This is a genomic window from Blautia faecis (assembly GCF_027662325.1).
Lineage (GTDB): Bacteria > Bacillota > Clostridia > Lachnospirales > Lachnospiraceae > Blautia_A > Blautia_A faecis.
Genome location: NZ_JAQDKY010000003.1, coordinates 1 through 18,174 on the forward strand (window position 1 = coordinate 1; position 18,174 = coordinate 18,174).

The 18,174-nt window shown below is 43.7% G+C and carries 13 protein-coding genes and 1 tRNA gene; 1 reads left to right on the top strand and 13 read right to left on the bottom strand.

All coding sequences use genetic code 11. The features are described from left to right. Positions 1-80 precede the first annotated feature (80 nt). The 4 genes from PGQ38_RS02445 to PGQ38_RS02460 form a co-directional block, all read right to left on the bottom strand. Positions 81-983, bottom strand: a complete 903-nt coding sequence (locus PGQ38_RS02445) for an undecaprenyl-diphosphate phosphatase (RefSeq protein WP_173719467.1) — start codon at positions 981-983, stop codon at positions 81-83. A gap of 325 nt (positions 984-1,308) precedes the next feature. Next, positions 1,309-4,524: a carbamoyl-phosphate synthase large subunit gene (gene carB, locus PGQ38_RS02450; protein WP_187565431.1), complete on the bottom strand. Its 3,216-nt coding sequence runs from the start codon at positions 4,522-4,524 to the stop codon at positions 1,309-1,311. Continuing rightward, positions 4,524-5,600 carry a carbamoyl phosphate synthase small subunit gene (locus tag PGQ38_RS02455; RefSeq protein WP_195699137.1) on the bottom strand — a complete coding sequence of 359 codons (1,077 nt, stop codon included), beginning with the start codon at positions 5,598-5,600 and terminating at the stop codon, positions 4,524-4,526. Before PGQ38_RS02455 ends, carB begins: the two co-directional genes overlap by 1 nt. Before the next feature lie 236 nt (positions 5,601-5,836). Then, positions 5,837-5,920: transfer RNA gene (locus tag PGQ38_RS02460), tRNA-Leu, on the bottom strand. Between the two features lie 267 nt (positions 5,921-6,187). On the opposite strand from PGQ38_RS02460, the gene PGQ38_RS02465 reads away from it, so the two are divergent. Beyond that, on the top strand, positions 6,188-6,436 hold the full coding sequence (locus PGQ38_RS02465) for a helix-turn-helix domain-containing protein (protein WP_118579639.1): 249 nt from the start codon (positions 6,188-6,190) through the stop codon (positions 6,434-6,436). A gap of 37 nt (positions 6,437-6,473) precedes the next feature. Here PGQ38_RS02465 and PGQ38_RS02470 read toward each other — a convergent pair whose 3' ends face one another. The 9 genes from PGQ38_RS02470 to PGQ38_RS02510 form a co-directional block, all read right to left on the bottom strand. After that, positions 6,474-6,938 carry a signal peptidase II gene (locus tag PGQ38_RS02470; protein ID WP_178090597.1) on the bottom strand — a complete coding sequence of 155 codons (465 nt, stop codon included), beginning with the start codon at positions 6,936-6,938 and terminating at the stop codon, positions 6,474-6,476. 13 nt (positions 6,939-6,951) lie between these two features. Beyond that, positions 6,952-7,476 (bottom strand): zinc ribbon domain-containing protein, encoded by a 525-nt coding sequence (locus PGQ38_RS02475; protein WP_270430746.1) that lies wholly within the window; start codon positions 7,474-7,476, stop codon positions 6,952-6,954. Positions 7,477-7,583: 107 nt separating this feature from the next. Then, positions 7,584-9,017: an ATP-dependent Clp protease ATP-binding subunit ClpX gene (gene clpX / locus PGQ38_RS02480; RefSeq protein WP_118579648.1), complete on the bottom strand. Its 1,434-nt coding sequence runs from the start codon at positions 9,015-9,017 to the stop codon at positions 7,584-7,586. A gap of 164 nt (positions 9,018-9,181) precedes the next feature. Continuing rightward, positions 9,182-10,867: a S1C family serine protease gene (locus PGQ38_RS02485; protein ID WP_204453860.1), complete on the bottom strand. Its 1,686-nt coding sequence runs from the start codon at positions 10,865-10,867 to the stop codon at positions 9,182-9,184. Between the two features lie 216 nt (positions 10,868-11,083). Beyond that, positions 11,084-12,004 carry a glycosyltransferase family 2 protein gene (locus tag PGQ38_RS02490; RefSeq protein WP_195392036.1) on the bottom strand — a complete coding sequence of 307 codons (921 nt, stop codon included), beginning with the start codon at positions 12,002-12,004 and terminating at the stop codon, positions 11,084-11,086. 153 nt (positions 12,005-12,157) lie between these two features. Next, positions 12,158-13,558, bottom strand: a complete 1,401-nt coding sequence (locus PGQ38_RS02495; protein ID WP_204453858.1) for an LCP family protein — start codon at positions 13,556-13,558, stop codon at positions 12,158-12,160. Positions 13,559-13,572: 14 nt separating this feature from the next. Further along, positions 13,573-14,976 (bottom strand): undecaprenyl-phosphate glucose phosphotransferase, encoded by a 1,404-nt coding sequence (locus PGQ38_RS02500; RefSeq protein WP_173734901.1) that lies wholly within the window; start codon positions 14,974-14,976, stop codon positions 13,573-13,575. Positions 14,977-15,204: 228 nt separating this feature from the next. Then, a complete protein-coding gene (locus PGQ38_RS02505; RefSeq protein WP_204453856.1) occupies positions 15,205-16,161 on the bottom strand; it encodes a glycosyltransferase family 2 protein in 957 nt (318 codons plus the stop codon). A 9-nt stretch (positions 16,162-16,170) separates the two neighbouring features. Beyond that, positions 16,171-18,039, bottom strand: a complete 1,869-nt coding sequence (locus tag PGQ38_RS02510) for a glycosyltransferase family 2 protein (RefSeq protein ID WP_187566224.1) — start codon at positions 18,037-18,039, stop codon at positions 16,171-16,173. Positions 18,040-18,174: the final 135 nt, after the last annotated feature.

Consider the following 18,174-nt stretch of genomic DNA (forward strand, 5'->3'; position numbering starts at 1 on the left):
TGACCAACACATTAAATAGCAAAAACGCCAGCCTGCAGATTTTCCCCTGCAGGCTGACGCCGAAATTTCTTATATGTAATTTATGCCAGTAAAGTCTTACCAATAAAGTAAACCAAAACCAGCGCACCAAGTACGATTCTGTACCATCCAAATGCCTTGAAATCATGTTTCTTGATATAGCCCATCAGGAACTTGATTGCCAGGATGGAAACTACAAACGCTACCACCATACCGATCACCAGGATCAGCACCTCTGTACCGGTAAATCCAAAACCGAATTTCACAATCTTCAGAAGGCTAGCTCCGAACATAACCGGGATTCCAAGGAAAAAGGTGAACTCAGCTGCAACGGTACGGGAAGTACCAACCAGGATTCCTCCAATGATGGTAGAACCAGATCTGGATGTACCAGGAATAACGGAAAGCACCTGAAAACAGCCGATGAGAAACGCCGTCTTGAAAGATAAATCTTCCAGACTTGTGCACTGCGGCTCTCTGCTTTTATTATAGTTTTCCACAATAATAAACAGAACACCGTAGACGATCAGTGCAATGGCAACAACCACATAGTTATTAAAATGTTCTTCAATGAAATCATCAAACGGAAGTGCGATCACAATGGTCGGCAGACATGCTACCACAATCTTAAACCACAGCACCCATTTCTCTTTATCGCAGAAGCGCTCCACAAAATTCAGGATCACCTGTGCCCATTTGGGCTTCTTCGCAATAGCCATCTGGGTTCTTCTTGGAAGCTTCTTTATGTAAAAAGGCCACAGCTTATTCCAATACAAAACAACAACTGCAAGGATGGCTCCAAGCTGGATCACAACCAGAAATACGTCCATAAAATCCTGTGAAACATTCAGATGAATAAATTCATCAACCAGGATCATATGCCCGGTGCTGCTGATAGGGAGCCACTCAGTAATTCCCTCAACAATACCCAGGAAAATTACCTTTAAAAGTTCGATAATATCCATTTCTACCCCTTTCTAACTTCAACAAAATGAGGACGGAGACCTGAACTTCTCCGTCCTCTTTAGTATATTACACAACTTTGCTTTCGTAAACTTGTATTTTGCATTTTTCGCAAAATTTAGCCTTTGTTTGTTACTGTTCACTGGTAACGTTCCGCGAGGCGTTTTTTGTGAACAAAGTTCACAGAAAACCCGAGAATTAAGTTTGCGCAGCAAACGCTACTTCTTGTGCTTGTCACAAGAAGGTTCGTCTTTCTGTGCATCGCGAAGCGCGTTACTGTGAACGGAGTGAACAGTAACCTTTGTTTAATGTCTTAGAGCGTGTTTATTACCTTCTTGCAATAGTCGCAATATCAATCAAGCTCAGCTTGTTAGCATCTGTGTTTTCCAGACTTGTTACCAGAGCCTCTGCAGTATCGAGGCTAGTAAGAACGTTTACTCCCGTCTCAATAGCATTACGTCTGATCACGAAACCATCCTTCTGATGCTCAACACCCTGGGATGGGATATCAATAACCACATCAATCTTATGACCAAGAATCAAGTCCATAAGGTTCGGTGCAGGCTGCTCCAGCTTGTTGGTACGGATCACCTTAACACCATGCTCTTTCAGAGTATTGGCTGTTCCTCTTGTGGCATAGATACGGTATCCAAGTGCCTCAAATCTCTTAGCGATCGGTACAGCGTCCTCCTGCTCTTCCGGTCTTACAGTCATAATCATGTTCTTATACTTCGGCAGACGGATTCCAGCTCCAAGGAATGCTTTGTAAAGAGCCTCATTGAAGGTCTCTGCAATACCAAGGCACTCACCGGTAGACTTCATCTCCGGTCCAAGGCTGATATCAGCGCCGCGGATCTTCTCGAAGGAGAATACTGGCATCTTGATGGCAATGTGTTTTGCCTCTGGCTGAAGACCAGGCTCATAGCCCATATCTTTCAGTTTGTATCCAAGGATTACCTTGGTTGCCAGCGGTACAATCGGGATTCCGGTAACTTTGCTGATGTAAGGTACGGTACGGCTGGAACGTGGATTAACCTCGATTACATATACATCATCCCCAAGAACGATGAACTGGATATTGATCATACCCACTACATGAAGTGCTCTTGCAAGACGTCTGGTGTACTCTGCAATAGTCTCTTTGGCTTTCTCGCTGATGGTTCTTGCCGGATATACGGAAATACTGTCACCAGAGTGGATTCCGGCACGCTCAATATGCTCCATAATACCAGGAATCAGGATGTCCTCGCCATCGCAAACGGCATCAACCTCGATTTCTTTTCCCATCAGGTACTTGTCAACAAGAATCGGATGCTCCTGTGCAATCTGGTTGATCACACCAATGTACTCTTCCACATCCTCATCGCTTACAGCAATTCTCATGCCCTGTCCGCCAAGTACGTAGGAAGGACGAACCAGAACCGGATAGCCCAGCTCATTTGCTGCTTTCTTCGCTTCTTCTGCGGTAAATACAGTGTGTCCCTTCGGTCTCGGAATCTGACATTTCTCCAGGATTTCATCGAACAGCTCACGGTCCTCAGCAGCGTCTACATTCTCAGCAGATGTTCCAAGGATCTTTACGCCCATCTTGGTAAGGGCTTCTGTCAGCTTGATGGCGGTCTGTCCACCGAACTGTACAACAGCTCCGTCCGGTTTCTCAATATTTACAATATTCTCAACATCTTCCGGTGTAAGAGGCTCGAAATACAGTTTATCTGCAATATCAAAGTCTGTACTAACTGTCTCTGGGTTGTTGTTGATAATGATAGTTTCATATCCTTCTTTTGCAAAAGCCCAGGTACAGTGTACAGAGCAGAAGTCAAACTCAATACCCTGTCCAATACGGATCGGGCCGGAGCCAAGTACCAGGATCTTTTTCTTATCCGGTGTGGCAATTGCCTCATTCTCAGTGCCTTCATCACCATATACAGAATAGTAATATGGAGTTGCAGCTGCAAACTCTGCTGCACAGGTATCTACCATCTTATAAGCAGCCTTGATACCGTAATCTGCACGAAGATCTTTGATCTCTTCTTCTGTTTTGCCTGTAAGACGGGCAATGATGTAGTCCGGGAACTCCATACGTTTTGCTTCCAAAAGAAGCTCTTTGGTAAGTTTTCTAGTCTTCAGGGCATTTTCCATTCCAACAAGGATTGCCAGCTTGTCAATGAACCAGATGTCGATCTGGGTAATGTCATGAAGCATGGACTGCGGCATACCACGGCGGATTGCTTCTGCAATCTTCCAGATTCTGCGGTCGTCCACGATTGCCAGCTCATCCAGCAGTTCCTCATCTGTAAGCTGTGTAAAATCGTAAGACATCAGACTGTCAACATGCTGCTCCAAGGAACGGATTGCTTTCATAAGAGCACCCTCAAAGTTATGGCAGATACTCATAACCTCACCGGTAGCTTTCATCTGAGTGGTAAGGGTTCTCTTAGCTGTGATAAATTTATCAAATGGAAGTCTCGGGATCTTAACAACACAGTAGTCAAGCATCGGCTCGAAACTTGCGTATGTTTTTCCAGTGATGGCATTTGGGATCTCATCCAGTGTATATCCAAGTGCGATCTTCGCTGCAACCTTTGCGATCGGGTAACCAGTTGCCTTACTTGCAAGTGCAGAGGAACGGCTTACACGAGGGTTAACCTCGATAACACAGTATTCGAAGCTGTCTGGTTTCAGTGCGTACTGAACGTTACATCCGCCTGTAATTCCAAGCTCTGTGATAATGTTCAGGGCAGAGGTACGGAGCATCTGGTACTCTTTGTCTCCAAGAGTCTGGGACGGAGCAACTACGATGGAGTCTCCTGTGTGGACACCAACCGGGTCAATGTTCTCCATGTTGCAGACAGTGATGCAGTTTCCTGCACTGTCACGCATTACCTCATACTCGATTTCTTTCCAGCCTGCGATACAGCGCTCTACCAGAACCTCTCCAACACGGGAAAGACGAAGACCATTCTCCAGGATCTCACGAAGCTCGTATTCATTGTGGGCAATTCCGCCGCCGCTTCCGCCAAGGGTGTAAGCAGGACGAAGAACAACCGGATAGCCAATGGTATTGGTAAATGCAAGACCATCCTCCACCGTGGTAACAACCTTGGAAGCTGCAACTGGCTCGCCGATTTTCTCCATGGTATCCTTAAATTCCTGACGATCTTCAGCTTTCTTAATGGTCTGGGCTGTAGTACCGATCAGTCTTACATTATGTTCTTTCAGGAAGCCTTTCTCATCCAGCTCCATGGCAAGGTTCAGACCTGCCTGACCGCCCAGGGTAGGAAGAACGCTGTCTGGCTTCTCTTTCAGGATCAGCTGCTCTACCACTTCTACGGTAAGAGGCTCAATGTAAACACGGTCTGCAATATCTTTATCTGTCATGATTGTAGCCGGATTGGAGTTCAGAAGAACAACCTCCAGACCTTCTTCTTTCAGGGAACGGCAGGCCTGTGTTCCTGCGTAGTCAAACTCTGCTGCCTGGCCGATGATGATCGGACCTGAACCAATAACAAGTACTTTTTTAATGTCTTTATTTCTTGGCATTATTTATTTCCTCCCATCATATCCATAAATCTGTCAAACAGGTAACTGGAATCCTGCGGTCCCGGGCATGCCTCCGGATGGAACTGTACAGTGAAAATATTCTTTCCAACGTATGCCATTCCTTCGTTTGTTCCGTCATTTACGTTCACAAATGCAGGATGAGCAATGTTTTTCTCCTCAAGGTCCTTGGCATCTACTACGTAGCCATGATTCTGGGAAGAGATGTAAACTCTGCCTGTTGTAAGGTCTTTTACCGGATGGTTTCCACCGCGGTGACCATATTTCATCTTATAGGTATCTCCGCCTGTTGCAAGTGCCATCAGCTGATGTCCAAGACAGATTGCAAAAATCGGAACATCGGAATCGTAAAGTTTCTTTACTTCTTTAATAATAGAAGCGCATTCTTTCGGGTCTCCAGGGCCATTGCTGAGCATGATTCCGTCTGGATGATCTCCAAGGATCTCCTCTGCCGGTGTAAGAGCCGGATAAATGGTTACCTGGCATCCGCGCTTGTTCAGGGAACGGGCAATATTACGTTTCGCACCAAAATCCATGAGGGCTACCTTCGGGCCATTTCCAGGAAGGATTTCTTTCTCACGGCAGGTTACTTTTTCCACTACTTTACCAGTTGTATATGCTTTTAACTTGGGGAGAATTGCGTTTAAGTCATAATTTTCATCCACTGTGATCATACCGTTCATGGTACCTTTCTCACGGAGGATCTTGGTAAGAGCTCTGGTGTCGATTCCTGCGATTCCAGGAATATCATGCTTAGTCAAGAAATGCTGAATGGTATCAACGCTTCTGAAATTGCTTGGAACACGGGATAATTCACGTACGATAAATGCGTCGATCCACGGTCTGGTGGATTCCTGGTCATCATAACAGATTCCGTAATTTCCTATTAATGGATAGGTCATGCATACCGCCTGTCCTGCGTAAGACGGGTCTGTCATTACTTCCAGATAACCGGTCATGGAAGTATTAAAAACGATCTCGCTGATGACTTCCCTTGCAGAACCAATGCTGGTTCCTGTAAATACATGGCCATCTTCTAATATCAGAAATGCTTTCATACAATCTCCCTTTCTTATGTCATTTTCTTTCTTATTTTATCCTAAATCTTCAAGATTGTATCATAGCAAAATGCTTTTTTCAACAAAATATGAGCAAAAAAAAATTCTGTTGTGCTTAAAAAAATTGCACAACAGAAAAAAGCTACTGGATCCGAGTCTGAATAAAAGAGACATCCTGTGCCTCACAGCCAACCTTATACGCAACTCTGGTATTCGTAACAAAAGAAAAAAAATAATGCAGGAGATGGGACTTGAACCCACACGATCTTGCGACCACAGGCACCTGAAGCCTGCGCGTCTGCCAATTCCGCCACTCCTGCATTTCTTATGTTTCAATCGCTCTCTCGCGACTGCTTGATTATAATACAACACATTCAGTCAAATGTCAACACTAATTTTCAAAAAAATTTGAAAAATTTAAAAAATATATTTTTGTATCTTTTAGGATTCCGGCATAGATTTGTTCTTAGTCCATTTTGGTCTTTTTAACTATTCCAAGGGAACCGCAATTTATAATGAAATCAACCGTTATCCACCTGTGGCTGACGGCTGATACTATTTATACTTTTACACCAGAGAAATGAAATATGACGTACAAAAGAATCAGAGAGCTGCGGGAAGATCATGATCTGACACAGAAATACATGGCTCACTATCTCAATGTGATCCAGCGTACCTACTCACGTTATGAACGAGGGGAAAGAATCATCCCTCCTGATGTCTTATGCAAAATTGCAGACTTCTATAATGTAAGTGTAGATTATCTGCTGGAACGCACAGATACAAAGCAGCCTTATCCTCCCTCACTGCTCTCCAGAAAAACAAAAGACACCTAGCGCACTGTGCCAGGTGTCTTTTGTTTTCTGTCTCAGATTATTTTTTCCTATATGAAAATAAATTTCCTGCTGCCCACAGAATGGTACCTGCAGCAATACATACGTCAGACAGATTAAATACGATCTTACGAATTTCTTTTTTCTTCACATTCAGGCTCACATAATCTGTAACATATCCTTTATTTCGACGGTCTGTGTAGTTGGCCATTCCACCACCCAGGATCATGGCAAGACCGACTCTGCTAAGCTTATTTCCGCCGTGGAGAAGCTGGTGCCAGTATTCCCCTGCCACACAGCCCATACCAGCTGCTGCAAGCTCCTGGCAATTCTCCCTGCCGATTTTTACCTTACCAAGAATCTTATCTTTATTGTGACAGTTCCGAAGGAGCAGTCTGCCTCCCAGTACTTCTTCTTTGCTTCCCTGAAGGCGGGTACTGTCAATATGTTCTTTTATCTTATAATCCAACAGAAAAATTCCGCCGGCAATTGTTAGCGAAAGCATAAATGCAGCCTCCTTATTTACCTGGAAAATCCTGACCACTTTCCTCAGTTTCTGTTGAGACCTTTTCTTCCTCTGTACCTGCCTCATTCTCTGCCTGCTTCTCTTCTGTCTCTTCTACAGGTTCTGCAGTCTCAGTGTCCACCACATCACCCTCAGCTTTCTCCGGTTCCGGAGTCGGGCATACAGAGCCACAATATGGACAAAAGGAGACACTTCTGTCTACAGATTTTCCACATGCCGGACAGATTTTCCGTCCCTTCATCTCCGCTGCTGCATCCTTATATCCATCAATAATATCCAGATGCTGCTCAATCTCTTCGCAGAACCCTTTAAGAGCTTCTTCTACTTCTGCACCTTCTTTGTACTTCTCAAAGATCACATTTCCAATGTCTGCTTTCAGTTTCTGTACCATCTGCTCTTCACTGGAAATCTTACTTTTGATCTTCTGTGCCTCATAAAGCTGACCGGCTTTTTTTCCAAGATCCTTGGTTGTCCTTGTAATTGTGTCACTTAACTCGTCAAAAAAATCGCGTGCCATAATACCATCTCCCTTTCATATAAAAAGTGTTGTAACTATTCAGTACTTTTACGGCTAAAAGCTGTCTCCTGAACAGCTGCAAAGTGATGAAACACCTGTTTCCCTGTCTACTGAGCCATCCCGATCAGGGGAATTTCCTGTCCGCGAAGCAGGATTCTCGGACCGCCTGTACCTTCAATATATTCTCTGGTAATGATCACCTGTCCAATACTGTCATCTTTCGGAATCTCATACATGATATCCAGCATATATTCCTCCAGAATGGCGCGAAGACCTCTGGCTCCAGTATGCTTCTCCAGTGCCTTGGCCGCAATCGCGTGAAGCGCATCCTCCTCATAATCCAGCTTCACCTCATCCAGGGCAAGGAGCTTCTGATACTGTTTCAAAATTGCATTCTTCGGTTCCTTCAGGATCTGCACTAACATATCCTCATTCAGTCCGTCCAGTGTATATATAATCGGCAGACGTCCGATAAATTCCGGAATCATGCCAAATGCACGGATATCATCTACTGTTACCTTCTCCAGAATATGTGGATCATTGTCATATTTGTCCTTCAGGTCTGCGTAAAAGCCGATAGATGCCTGCTTATTCAGTCTCTCCTTGATAATATTCTCCAGATCCGGGAATGCCCCTCCACAGATAAACAGAATATTTCTGGTATTTACCGTTACCATAGGAACCATGGCATTTTTGCTGTTGGCTCCGACCGGCACCTCTACCTCGCTTCCCTCCAGAAGCTTCAAAAGTCCCTGCTGAACCGCTTCACCGCTTACATCACGCTGATTGGTGTTCTTTTTCTTGGCCAGCTTGTCAATCTCATCAATAAAGACAATCCCATGCTCTGCTTTCTCCACATCATTATCTGCTGCAGCAAGAAGCTTGGAGATCACACTCTCAATATCGTCACCAATATAGCCTGCCTCTGTAAGAGAAGTAGCATCTGCAATAGCCAGCGGCACGTCCAGAAGTCTGGCAAGAGTTTTTACCAGGTAGGTCTTTCCGCATCCGGTAGGTCCGATCATCAGCATATTGGACTTCTCTATCTCAATCTCATCCATAGTGTCTGTAGCCACACGCTTATAATGATTATAGACAGCAACAGACATTACTTTCTTGGCTCTCTCCTGACCAATTACATATTCGTCAAGGCTTGCCTTGATCTTATGTGGTGCCGGGATCTTCTTAAGATCAATCTCTGGCCTGGCATCTTCTTTTTTCTTCTTTACTTTCTTCGGACGAGGAATTGCATCCTGAATACTGCCAAGATTGATCATACTCACATTAGGCATATTAAGAAGATCGTTCAGATTCAGTCCGTTATTCATCTGCTGGGTCATGGTGTCAAAGCTTTTCTGCATACAATCATTACAGATATGTATATTGTTAGGAAGCTCGATCATTTTGCCTGCCTGGCTCTCCGGACGATGACAGAGAAAACAGAATTTCTCATAATCGCTGTCATCTTCGTGATCATCGTTCTTCTCTGTTATATCGCCATCGATGATTTCGTCTTTTTCATCGTCAAAATGTTCAGTCATATAATTATTTCCTTTCCTGCTGCTGTTATCAGGCTGACCAGCAGTCTTTCCTATCTTATGTAAAAATCATTTTTGTTTTCTTATTGTACCATACTTTTCTCTGATTTAGAAATTAACTTTTTATAAAATGTGAAAAGGGGAGCCTTATCAGCTCCCCTTGCATATTACTGATTACCATCCGGTCTTGCACTCAATGTAACAGTTACTGTCGATTCCTCATACTCTCCGTTATTTAACCGTGCCACCTCAATTTCGATTTCTTCACCAGCTGAATAATACTGAAGCTTATCGTTGATATCAGCCTTACTTGAAACCTTCTGGCCATCCAGCTTGGTAATAATATCGCTTTTCTGGATTCCGGCATTATCTGCTGCCTCTCCCGGATACACATCCATAACAAATGCACCAGATGGCATATTATACATCTGGATTGCTTCTCTGGAAAGATCGGCGAATTTAACTCCCAGATAGCCAATCTGTGACTCATCTGAAACTTTATCCCTTGTCTTACGATTCATAAGTTCTTCCAGAATGGGCTGTGCCTTGGAAATCGGAATGGCATATCCGGTTCCCTCTATACTGCTTGATGCAATTTTGGCACAGTTAATTCCAATCAATTCTCCCTGCATATTTAAAAGGGCACCACCACTGTTGCCAGGATTGATTGCTGCATCTGTCTGGATCAGCTCCTCATAAGTATTGGAATCGGACTGAACAGTGCGATCCAGGGCACTTACCCAGCCAGATGTTACAGTCTGACCATAACCAAGTGCATTACCAATGGCAACCACCTGCTCACCAACAGCAAGATCATCCGAATTGCCAAGCTGGGCAATTTTAATCTGGCTCATGGTTTCTTCCGGAATGTCACTTTTTTCAACTGCAATCACCGCAAGGTCTGTATCCTCGTCAGTTCCTTTTATCTTTGCGGAAACTGCACCATCAATATTCAAGTCTCCATTTCCATTTATATAATTCTCAGTTTCCTGTTCTGCACTTACCACATCACTTCCGATAAAGCAGACACTCAGTGTAGTAGCGCCCTCCACTACATGATTGTTGGTAGCAATGAGAAGTTCATCATCATTCTCTCCGACAATAATACCAGAACCGCTTCCTGTACTGGGATATTCCATTCCATAGCCGAAAAAGCTGCGAATTTCCTGCATGCTTACTGAAGTGATTGCCACGACTGAGGGCATTGCAGCCTGGGCAACCCCTGCAACGGGACCTTTTTCATTTGCTACGATTTCTGCATTGATGCCTTCGCCTGCATCTGTGCTTTCTTCTGCCGTGGTACTTGCAGATGCTGAAGAAGTAAGTGTCTCTGCAGTTCCTACTGCAGTCTGAGTTTCTTTCTTAAAATATTTATCTGACACCATATTTACTGCCTGAAATACCAGACCTGCCACCAGACCAAAAATCACTGCCAGCGTAATGGTATTCCCTGCTTTTCTTCCAAAACCGGAAGATGCTGCCTTATCATTATGAAGTCTGTGATGTCTTCCTTTCTTCTTTTCCTCAGGATTCTTCTCCTGTTCATCAACCTGATAATGCGCATATTTGGGCTCCGAAGATTGGGACTGAAAACCGCTGTCTTTGGATGAATTTCCGGAAGTATCTGAATTGTTGCTGGAAGCGTAATAATTTCCATTGTCTGTGTTTCCTGCACCATCTGAATTTCTGCTGCTGGTATATTTGTAATGATAAGTTACATTTTCATTCAGTTCATCTTCGGGGGCCGCTGTCTGATCCGATACAACCGTTCCGGATTCATCTGTATTCTCTGGCTGTTGGGAGCCGCCATCCGATTTCTCTGGCTCCTGTCCCCAATTCCATTCATCACTCATATTCTGCTCCCTTCTATGTTCATAAACAGTGCTGCTGTTCACGTTGGAATTTGCAGCATTCTGTAACATTTTCTTTTATTTATGATACAAGTTTAGCAAGCAATTGTGTTGAAAATGTGATAGATTCATTAAGAAAAGGTGACACGAAAAAAAGTGTCACCTTTCATAGCCACAGTCCCTGTTCACGAAGTGCATAACTGTGAAAGCACTGAACAGTTACTCGTTTTTCCAATATTCACGGTTCATAGTACAAAACAGAATCACCTTTTTCGGCAGCTTTTTATATCTTTTCCCAAGAAAATATCCCATATATTTGAAGCCACTTTGCCCTGCCAGCTTGGGAACCAGCCATATATGCCCTGTTTTTATAAGATAAGCCAGGCTCTTTTTTACAAGGCGAAGTCCCTCTCCCTCTGACGGTACTCCCTCAAAAATCTCCGGATGATCTGCCTGGGAAACACCCAGATCAAAATTTCGGTGAAATTGCTGTCTGCATGAATAATTGTGTGAATGGATCACACAGGCATCTGCAGCATAGGCAATTCCATATCCCCGCTTTGCCATAGTTCCTGCATAGATCATATCTTCATTAAAGATAGCTTTTTTTACAAAACCGCCAATTTCCTCATAAATACTTTTCTTATAAGCTGCACACACATTGGAGCAAAAATAAGTTTTTATTCCATATGTGCCAGTATCTTTTTCCCATTTTATAGAAGAAGTTTCCGGATAATTAAATCTTCTGGTGTATTTTTCCAGATAAGCACAGTCCTCCCGCGCCAGTTGTCTTGCGTAGGCCGCTCCAACTTTGGAATTTGCCTGCAGTGGACGGATCAGATTTCCAATCAGATTTCTGTCTGCCGGAACTGCATCCTGAGTCATAAATACCATAATATCTGAATCAGACAGTCTTGCTCCCCGGCATCTGGTTCCACCGTGGTCAAAATCCGCCTTTTTCAAATGTACCACGTCCACTTTTGGAAATTTTTTCTCCCAGGCCGTGTTCCAGAATTTTTCTTCTGTATTCATAACAAGAATTTTTTCCACTGGATAATTCTGTGTGGAAAGAGAATCCAACAAATTTTCAAATTCTTTTCCCGGACGGTATGCGGGAATAATTATGTCAACTGTTTCCATAGTATCTCTCCTCTTTCAGGCTCTGCACGAATAAATATACTTTCGCAATATGGTAACAATGCTGGCAGAGAGCACATCCTTTTCGTGAAAAAGGGACCACTTCCTTTCGGATGGTCCCTTTAAATTTTCAATCATGGAATATTTATCTACTGATCAATATCCGCTTCCATCTTCGAAACCGCCATCGCCGGAGCTGTCTCCACTATAATCTCCGCCGCTGTAGTCTCCTCCATTATCGTAACTGCTTCCAGAATCACTTCCACTGTCATAACTGCCATCGCTATAATCGCCGCTATAGTCTCCACTATAGTCGTTTCCGCTGTCATAGCTATTGTCGTAGCTACTGTCAGAGCTGTTGTCATAGCTATTGTCGTAATCGCTTCCACCATAATCGTTATAATCATAGTTTCCGCTTCCGTCACCCTGCCATACAATATCAGAAGAATTTCCTGCTTCATTACTTGCAATCGGAGACTGGTCAACCAAGGTATCTGCACCGCCTACAAGCTCAATGATCCGGGCATTCGCCTCCACAATGTTCTGTGACGGCTGGTAATTCTCGTCAGCACCATACAGAAACTTATGAAGTTCCTTTACATTATCCTCCAGCGTGTCTGCAACAACCATGCTGGCCTTCTTCACATCCGCAAATTTGTACTTGGCTGGGAAACCGGTAGTATCCGCAATGCTATACCCCATCAAAGTCGGAATCAGGTTCAGAATCTCAGTCTTCGTGATAGATGTGGAAATCATAGGAAATACCTCGTCCATAATATTAAAAATGGTGGTAATTCCTGCTGCCTTTGCTTTGTCAACCATCATTCCGATCACACGGCGCTGACGCTCAGTACGTCCCATATCCATACTTGCAGTGTAACGGATACGACAGTAAGAAACTGACTGTACACCATTCAGATGGTATGTTCCAAGGATTTCCTCCTCGTTCTCCGGCTTGGGATCCGGCAGTTCTACTGGTGTGTAGCTTTTGCCAGTCTCCTGGGAGGTTTCTATACAATAGTCATTCATAAACACCATTTCCGCATAGGAAAGAGGAATATCAAGACCGCCAAGTGCATCTATTGCAGCTACCATTGCATTAAAATTAACAGTTACGTAATCCGTAATTTTCAGATCAAGCATGGTATTCAGCATGGAAATGGCCTGTTCCGGACCGCCATATGCGTAAGCAGCATTTGCCTTGGTGTAAGTATCATTTCCAATATCCAGAAGAGTATCACGATATACGGAAGCAAGCTTCACCTCTTTGGTATCATTATTAATACTTGCAATGATAATGGTATCACTGTTCTGTGCATCAAGCGCAGCATTCTTGGAACGCTGGTCGATTCCGAAAAGTGCATAAGTTGTATAGCCAGACATCTGTGGTGCTGTCACATTCGTAACAATCTTGCTCTCATCCAGCTGAGGTGTCTCAATCTTGTTCAATCTGGAATCAATCTGTCCATATACATACAATCCGCCAATAAACAGCAAAAGACAGATAATTTCCACAATAAACAAAGCAGTCCTCTTTTTTCTACCAGGTCTTGCCATTTTTCTTTCCTTTCTCAATACGCATTCTTATTAATGAATCCTTTAAAGATCGTCATAAACATTATCTTGATATCAAGCCCTACAGTCCAGTTCTCGATATAGTAAAGATCACACTCAATCCTCTTGCGGATGGAAGTGTCACCTCTGTATCCGTTTACCTGTGCCCATCCGGTCAGCCCGGGTCTTACCTGGTGCTTCACCATATATCTCGGAATCTCTTCACGGAACTTTTCCACAAAAAATGGTCTCTCAGGTCTTGGCCCTACCAGACTCATATCTCCCTTTAAAATATTAAAAAGCTGGGGAAGTTCATCAAGGCTGGTTCTTCGCATAAATCTGCCGATTGCTGTAACCCTGGGATCATTTTTTACTGTCCAGGCTTTCTTCTCCTCTGCCTCTGGCTGAATCTCCATAGAACGGAATTTATACATCCAGAAAGTCTGATTATGGAGACCCACACGTTCCTGACGGTAGATCAGCGGTCCAGGAGAAGTGAGCTTTATCAGCGCACATAGTACCAGCATGATCGGCGACGCCACAATGATTCCAATAATGGAGCCACAGATATCCATTATTCTTTTTATCATGGCATTAAAAGTATTACTAAGAGGAACATACCGGATATTGATCACCGGAAGTCCCAGAATATCCTCTGTATATGGTTTCGTAGGAATAATCTTATTATAATCCGGAATAAATTTTGTATGCACTCCTGATTTCTCACAAAGCGCTACAATCTCCTCCAGTCGGTAATATTCACTTAATCCCAGTGTAATCGCAATCTCGTCAAGCCTGTTCTCCGGCAGGATCACGTTCAGATTGGCAATTCTTCCGATCACCTTGACGCCTTTATACATGGTACCTGCAGTAATATTGTCATCCAGAATGCCTCTTACCACATATCCCCACTGAGGGTTCTGCTGAATGCGGTCAATATACTCTTCTGCTGCCCGGCTGTACCCAACCAGCACTACCTGTTTCTGGTTCAGTCCTTTCTTTCGCATTTTGCGCAGGCTGTAGAAAATGAACATTCTTGCTCCCCAGCTTGCTACAATGCAGATTCCGTAAAACATATACAGTACGGAACGGGAAATATCGCCTTCTTCAATGGTATACAAAATAAATGTAGTGATCAGAATACCAAGAGAATTGGCTTTCACAATATTAGACAACACAAGACGTCTTCCCTGCATCCGCATTGGTTCATACAGCGAAAACGCATGATACAGCAGAATATATGCCGGCAGGATAAATACCAGTGCAGACATATACTGCTGGAAGCTTCTGGCCCGGACTGCATTTGCCGCAAAAGGTCCGATAAATCTCAGCGCCCAGGCAAACATATAAGATAACGTAATTACACAGGCATCTATAACGACATGGAGCCGACTGAAGTTCTTCTGATTATCTTTAATCAATCTCTGCCACCTCTGCCCTTCTTCGCATGTTGCTGGCTCTGTCACTCACAGCAACCTTCACAAACCTGTTCCTGCTGCGCGTTTCATCCACATCTCACGCTTTAAGCACTATCTGGTCTGTGACTTTCTCTATCTTATAATAGATAAAACAGAATTGCAATAAATTCTTCATACATTAATGTGAAAAATAGTTACGAAATACTAACGAATCACTTCTGCACAAACTTTTTATACCATAAATCTGTAAATTATATTCCACCACAATTCCAGCTGGATTCTTGCATATCTTCCAAGATTTCTCATGTGGAACTTCACTTTTTTATTTCTGCGGCTGATCTGGAACCCATTTTTGATTCCTGCCACATATTCCCTGCCCATTCCCTTCTGGGAAAAAAACAGGATCTTCATGCCAAAGCCCGGCACCAGAAAAGGAAGATTCAAAATAATCTGAAGAACCGGCATATTTTTGTAGATCAGATAAATATTATTTCTTGAAGAATATCTGGTCTTAAACTGATTGTATCTGGATCCGCTTGTTCCGCTGCCTACATGATAGACCAGTGCAGCTGGCACATACCAGTTCTCATATCCAAAGATCCTGGCACGATAGCCCACATCAATATCTTCCAGATATGCAAAATGCTCTTCATCAAAATATCCGATTTTCTCAAAAACCTTCTTACGGTAAATAGCTGCGCCAGCGCATGAAGCAAATATCCGCCCTTCCTTCTCAAAGGAATGGATATCCTTTCCTTTGCCCCGGGCATATGCCCAGCCAAGAGCAGAATAATAATTTCCTGCATCATCCAGTTTATTCCGGTCATGATAACAGATCATCCTTGCACTGCAGGAGAAGGCCTTCTTATGACGCTTTATAGCTGCCAGCATTTCCCCCACAAAATTCTTATCTACTTCTGTATCGTTATTCAAAAGGAGCACATAAGGTGTCCGTGATGCATAAATCCCCTCATTTACAGCTCTTGAAAAGCCGAAATTATCTGGCAGCTCCACAATGTGTACCCAGGGAAAGTTCCCCATTACAAAGGCAACGCTTCCATCTGAGGATCCATTGTCCACCAGAATGGTCTCAAAATTCTGAAACGCCTGCTGCTCCAGGCTTGAAAGCACACCCTCCAGATATGCCATCCCATTATAATTGGGAATAATGACTGATACTTCCTGCATAATGTCTTCTTAGTCTTCCTCCTTTTTGCCGGTCATGCCCGGAAGTGGTCTTAAAGAATAATTCCACTTGGTCAGGGAAAGATTCTTATTATAATTGGGATCACCGTTCTTCAGAATATCGATCCAGTTACATCTCATATATTCGATTTCCCGCTGGAAACGTCTGACTTTCACCTCATTGTTCTCTGCTCCGCGGGTCTTGGATTCCATATGGTAAAGCCTTGCATAAGGATCATAAACCACCAGATAACCTGCTTTCGTAGTCTTCAGGCACAGATCCACATCGTTAAAGGCGACTGCAAGTTCTTCTGTGAAGCCGCCCACTTTGTCAAAAGCACTGCGCTTCATCATCATACAGGCTGCAGTTACAGCGCTCATATCCTGTAAAATAGACGCCTTGTGGAGATATCCGGTACGATCCGCAGGCATATCCACAAACATATGACCTGCAATTCCACCAATTCCGATCACACAGCCTGCGTGCTGGATGGTATTGTCCGGATAGATCAGTTTCACACCTACTGCTCCCACTTCTCTTCGCTGACACACCCCCAGCATTTCTCCCATCCAGTCCTCTGTAATGACCGTTACATCATTATTCAGAAAAAGGAGATATTCACCTCTGGCATTTTTAACCCCAAAGTTGTTGATCGCGGAATAGTTGAATTCCTTTTTCCAGCAGATCAGATGGATCCTGGGATCCTCTGAAATCTTCCTGTAATAATCAAAAATCTCATCTGTAGTGCTGTTATTCTCCACGATAATGATCTCATAATTGTCGTAGAGTGTGTTCTTCTTAATAGATTCCAGGCATTTCTCCAGAGTTTCCTTCTCGTCTTTATTGGGAATGATAATGGAAACAAGCGGATGTCCCTGTACCGGGTATTTCACTCTGTAAAATCCAAGATCCGGAGTATGGCTTACAGTGCCTTTTACTCCAGTCCTCTCAAGATGTGCCTCGATAGCACGTTTGCCTGCTTCAAAAGCGTACATCTTACTTGCAGGATTATCAGCAGTAGATGCCTTGTGGGTACGCCAATGGTACAAAATCTCCGGTACATGCACCACTTCCCTGGCTTTTTCCACACAACGGAAAATAAAATCATAGTCCTGTGCTCCGTCAAATTCCCTGCGGAATCCGCCCACTTCTTCTACAAGCTGCCGCCGCACAACAAAAAAGTGACAGATATAGTTATTGGAACGAAGCAGATCAATATTAAAATCTGGCTTCAGGTGCGGCTGAAAATGCTCATCCAGTTCAGCAGTCACCTTATCCTCATCTGTGTATACTGCATCCCCGTGCTCATGCTGGTTCAGTGCATTCACAACCTCGTAAAGAGCATTTGGCGCAAGAAGATCATCATGATCCAGAAGCCCCACAAATTCTCCCTTTGCCATGGCAAATGCAGCATTGGTGTTCTCTGCAATCCCTTTATTCTCAGTGAGTTCCTGCCAGCGTACTCTCCTGTCCCTGCTGCTGTATTCTTCCAGCACTTTTCTCATGGACTGATCTTCCGGACTTCCATTGGCAATGCAAAGCTCCCAGTCCTCATAGGTCTGTGCTTCCAGTGAATCGATCATCTGCCGCAAAAATAATTCCGGAGTACGATAAGCCGGAACTACCACGCTGATAAGAGGTGCGTAAGCAAATTTTTTCTTTCTTTGTTTGTCAAGGACCGTCTGGTCCGGCACATATGCCGCGTACCAGGGACCATAAGGGATCTCCTCCGGCTCAAAGCGCTCGTGCAGCCGTATCCAGAACTCCCTTGGACCATAATGCTTCAGATACAAAAGTCCCTTCTGGATCATGTAAGGAGATAATTTTTTGAAGAAACGAGACCACTGGATCCGTCCCTCTGATCCGTTTTTATCGCTCATATTAAAATCCTTTGCTTTTATAATGACCCTATTTTAACATTGAAGAAACAATTTTGCAAGGAAGCTGTAAAAGAAAGGTTGAATTGAACCACATTTTAGGATATGATTATATTTGTATTATATTTTTCTATTTTA

Coding starts and splice junctions, on each gene's coding strand:
- carB (WP_187565431.1), bottom strand. CDS start 4,524: ATGCCAAGAAATAAAGACATTAAAAAAGTACTTGTTATTGGTTCAGGT.
- PGQ38_RS02505 (WP_204453856.1), bottom strand. CDS start 16,161: ATGCAGGAAGTATCAGTCATTATTCCCAATTATAATGGGATGGCATAT.
- PGQ38_RS02475 (WP_270430746.1), bottom strand. CDS start 7,476: ATGGCACGCGATTTTTTTGACGAGTTAAGTGACACAATTACAAGGACA.
- PGQ38_RS02445 (WP_173719467.1), bottom strand. CDS start 983: ATGGATATTATCGAACTTTTAAAGGTAATTTTCCTGGGTATTGTTGAG.
- PGQ38_RS02465 (WP_118579639.1), top strand. CDS start 6,188: ATGACGTACAAAAGAATCAGAGAGCTGCGGGAAGATCATGATCTGACA.
- PGQ38_RS02495 (WP_204453858.1), bottom strand. CDS start 13,558: ATGGCAAGACCTGGTAGAAAAAAGAGGACTGCTTTGTTTATTGTGGAA.
- PGQ38_RS02470 (WP_178090597.1), bottom strand. CDS start 6,938: ATGCTTTCGCTAACAATTGCCGGCGGAATTTTTCTGTTGGATTATAAG.
- PGQ38_RS02490 (WP_195392036.1), bottom strand. CDS start 12,004: ATGGAAACAGTTGACATAATTATTCCCGCATACCGTCCGGGAAAAGAA.
- PGQ38_RS02455 (WP_195699137.1), bottom strand. CDS start 5,600: ATGAAAGCATTTCTGATATTAGAAGATGGCCATGTATTTACAGGAACC.
- clpX (WP_118579648.1), bottom strand. CDS start 9,017: ATGACTGAACATTTTGACGATGAAAAAGACGAAATCATCGATGGCGAT.
- PGQ38_RS02510 (WP_187566224.1), bottom strand. CDS start 18,039: ATGAGCGATAAAAACGGATCAGAGGGACGGATCCAGTGGTCTCGTTTC.
- PGQ38_RS02485 (WP_204453860.1), bottom strand. CDS start 10,867: ATGAGTGATGAATGGAATTGGGGACAGGAGCCAGAGAAATCGGATGGC.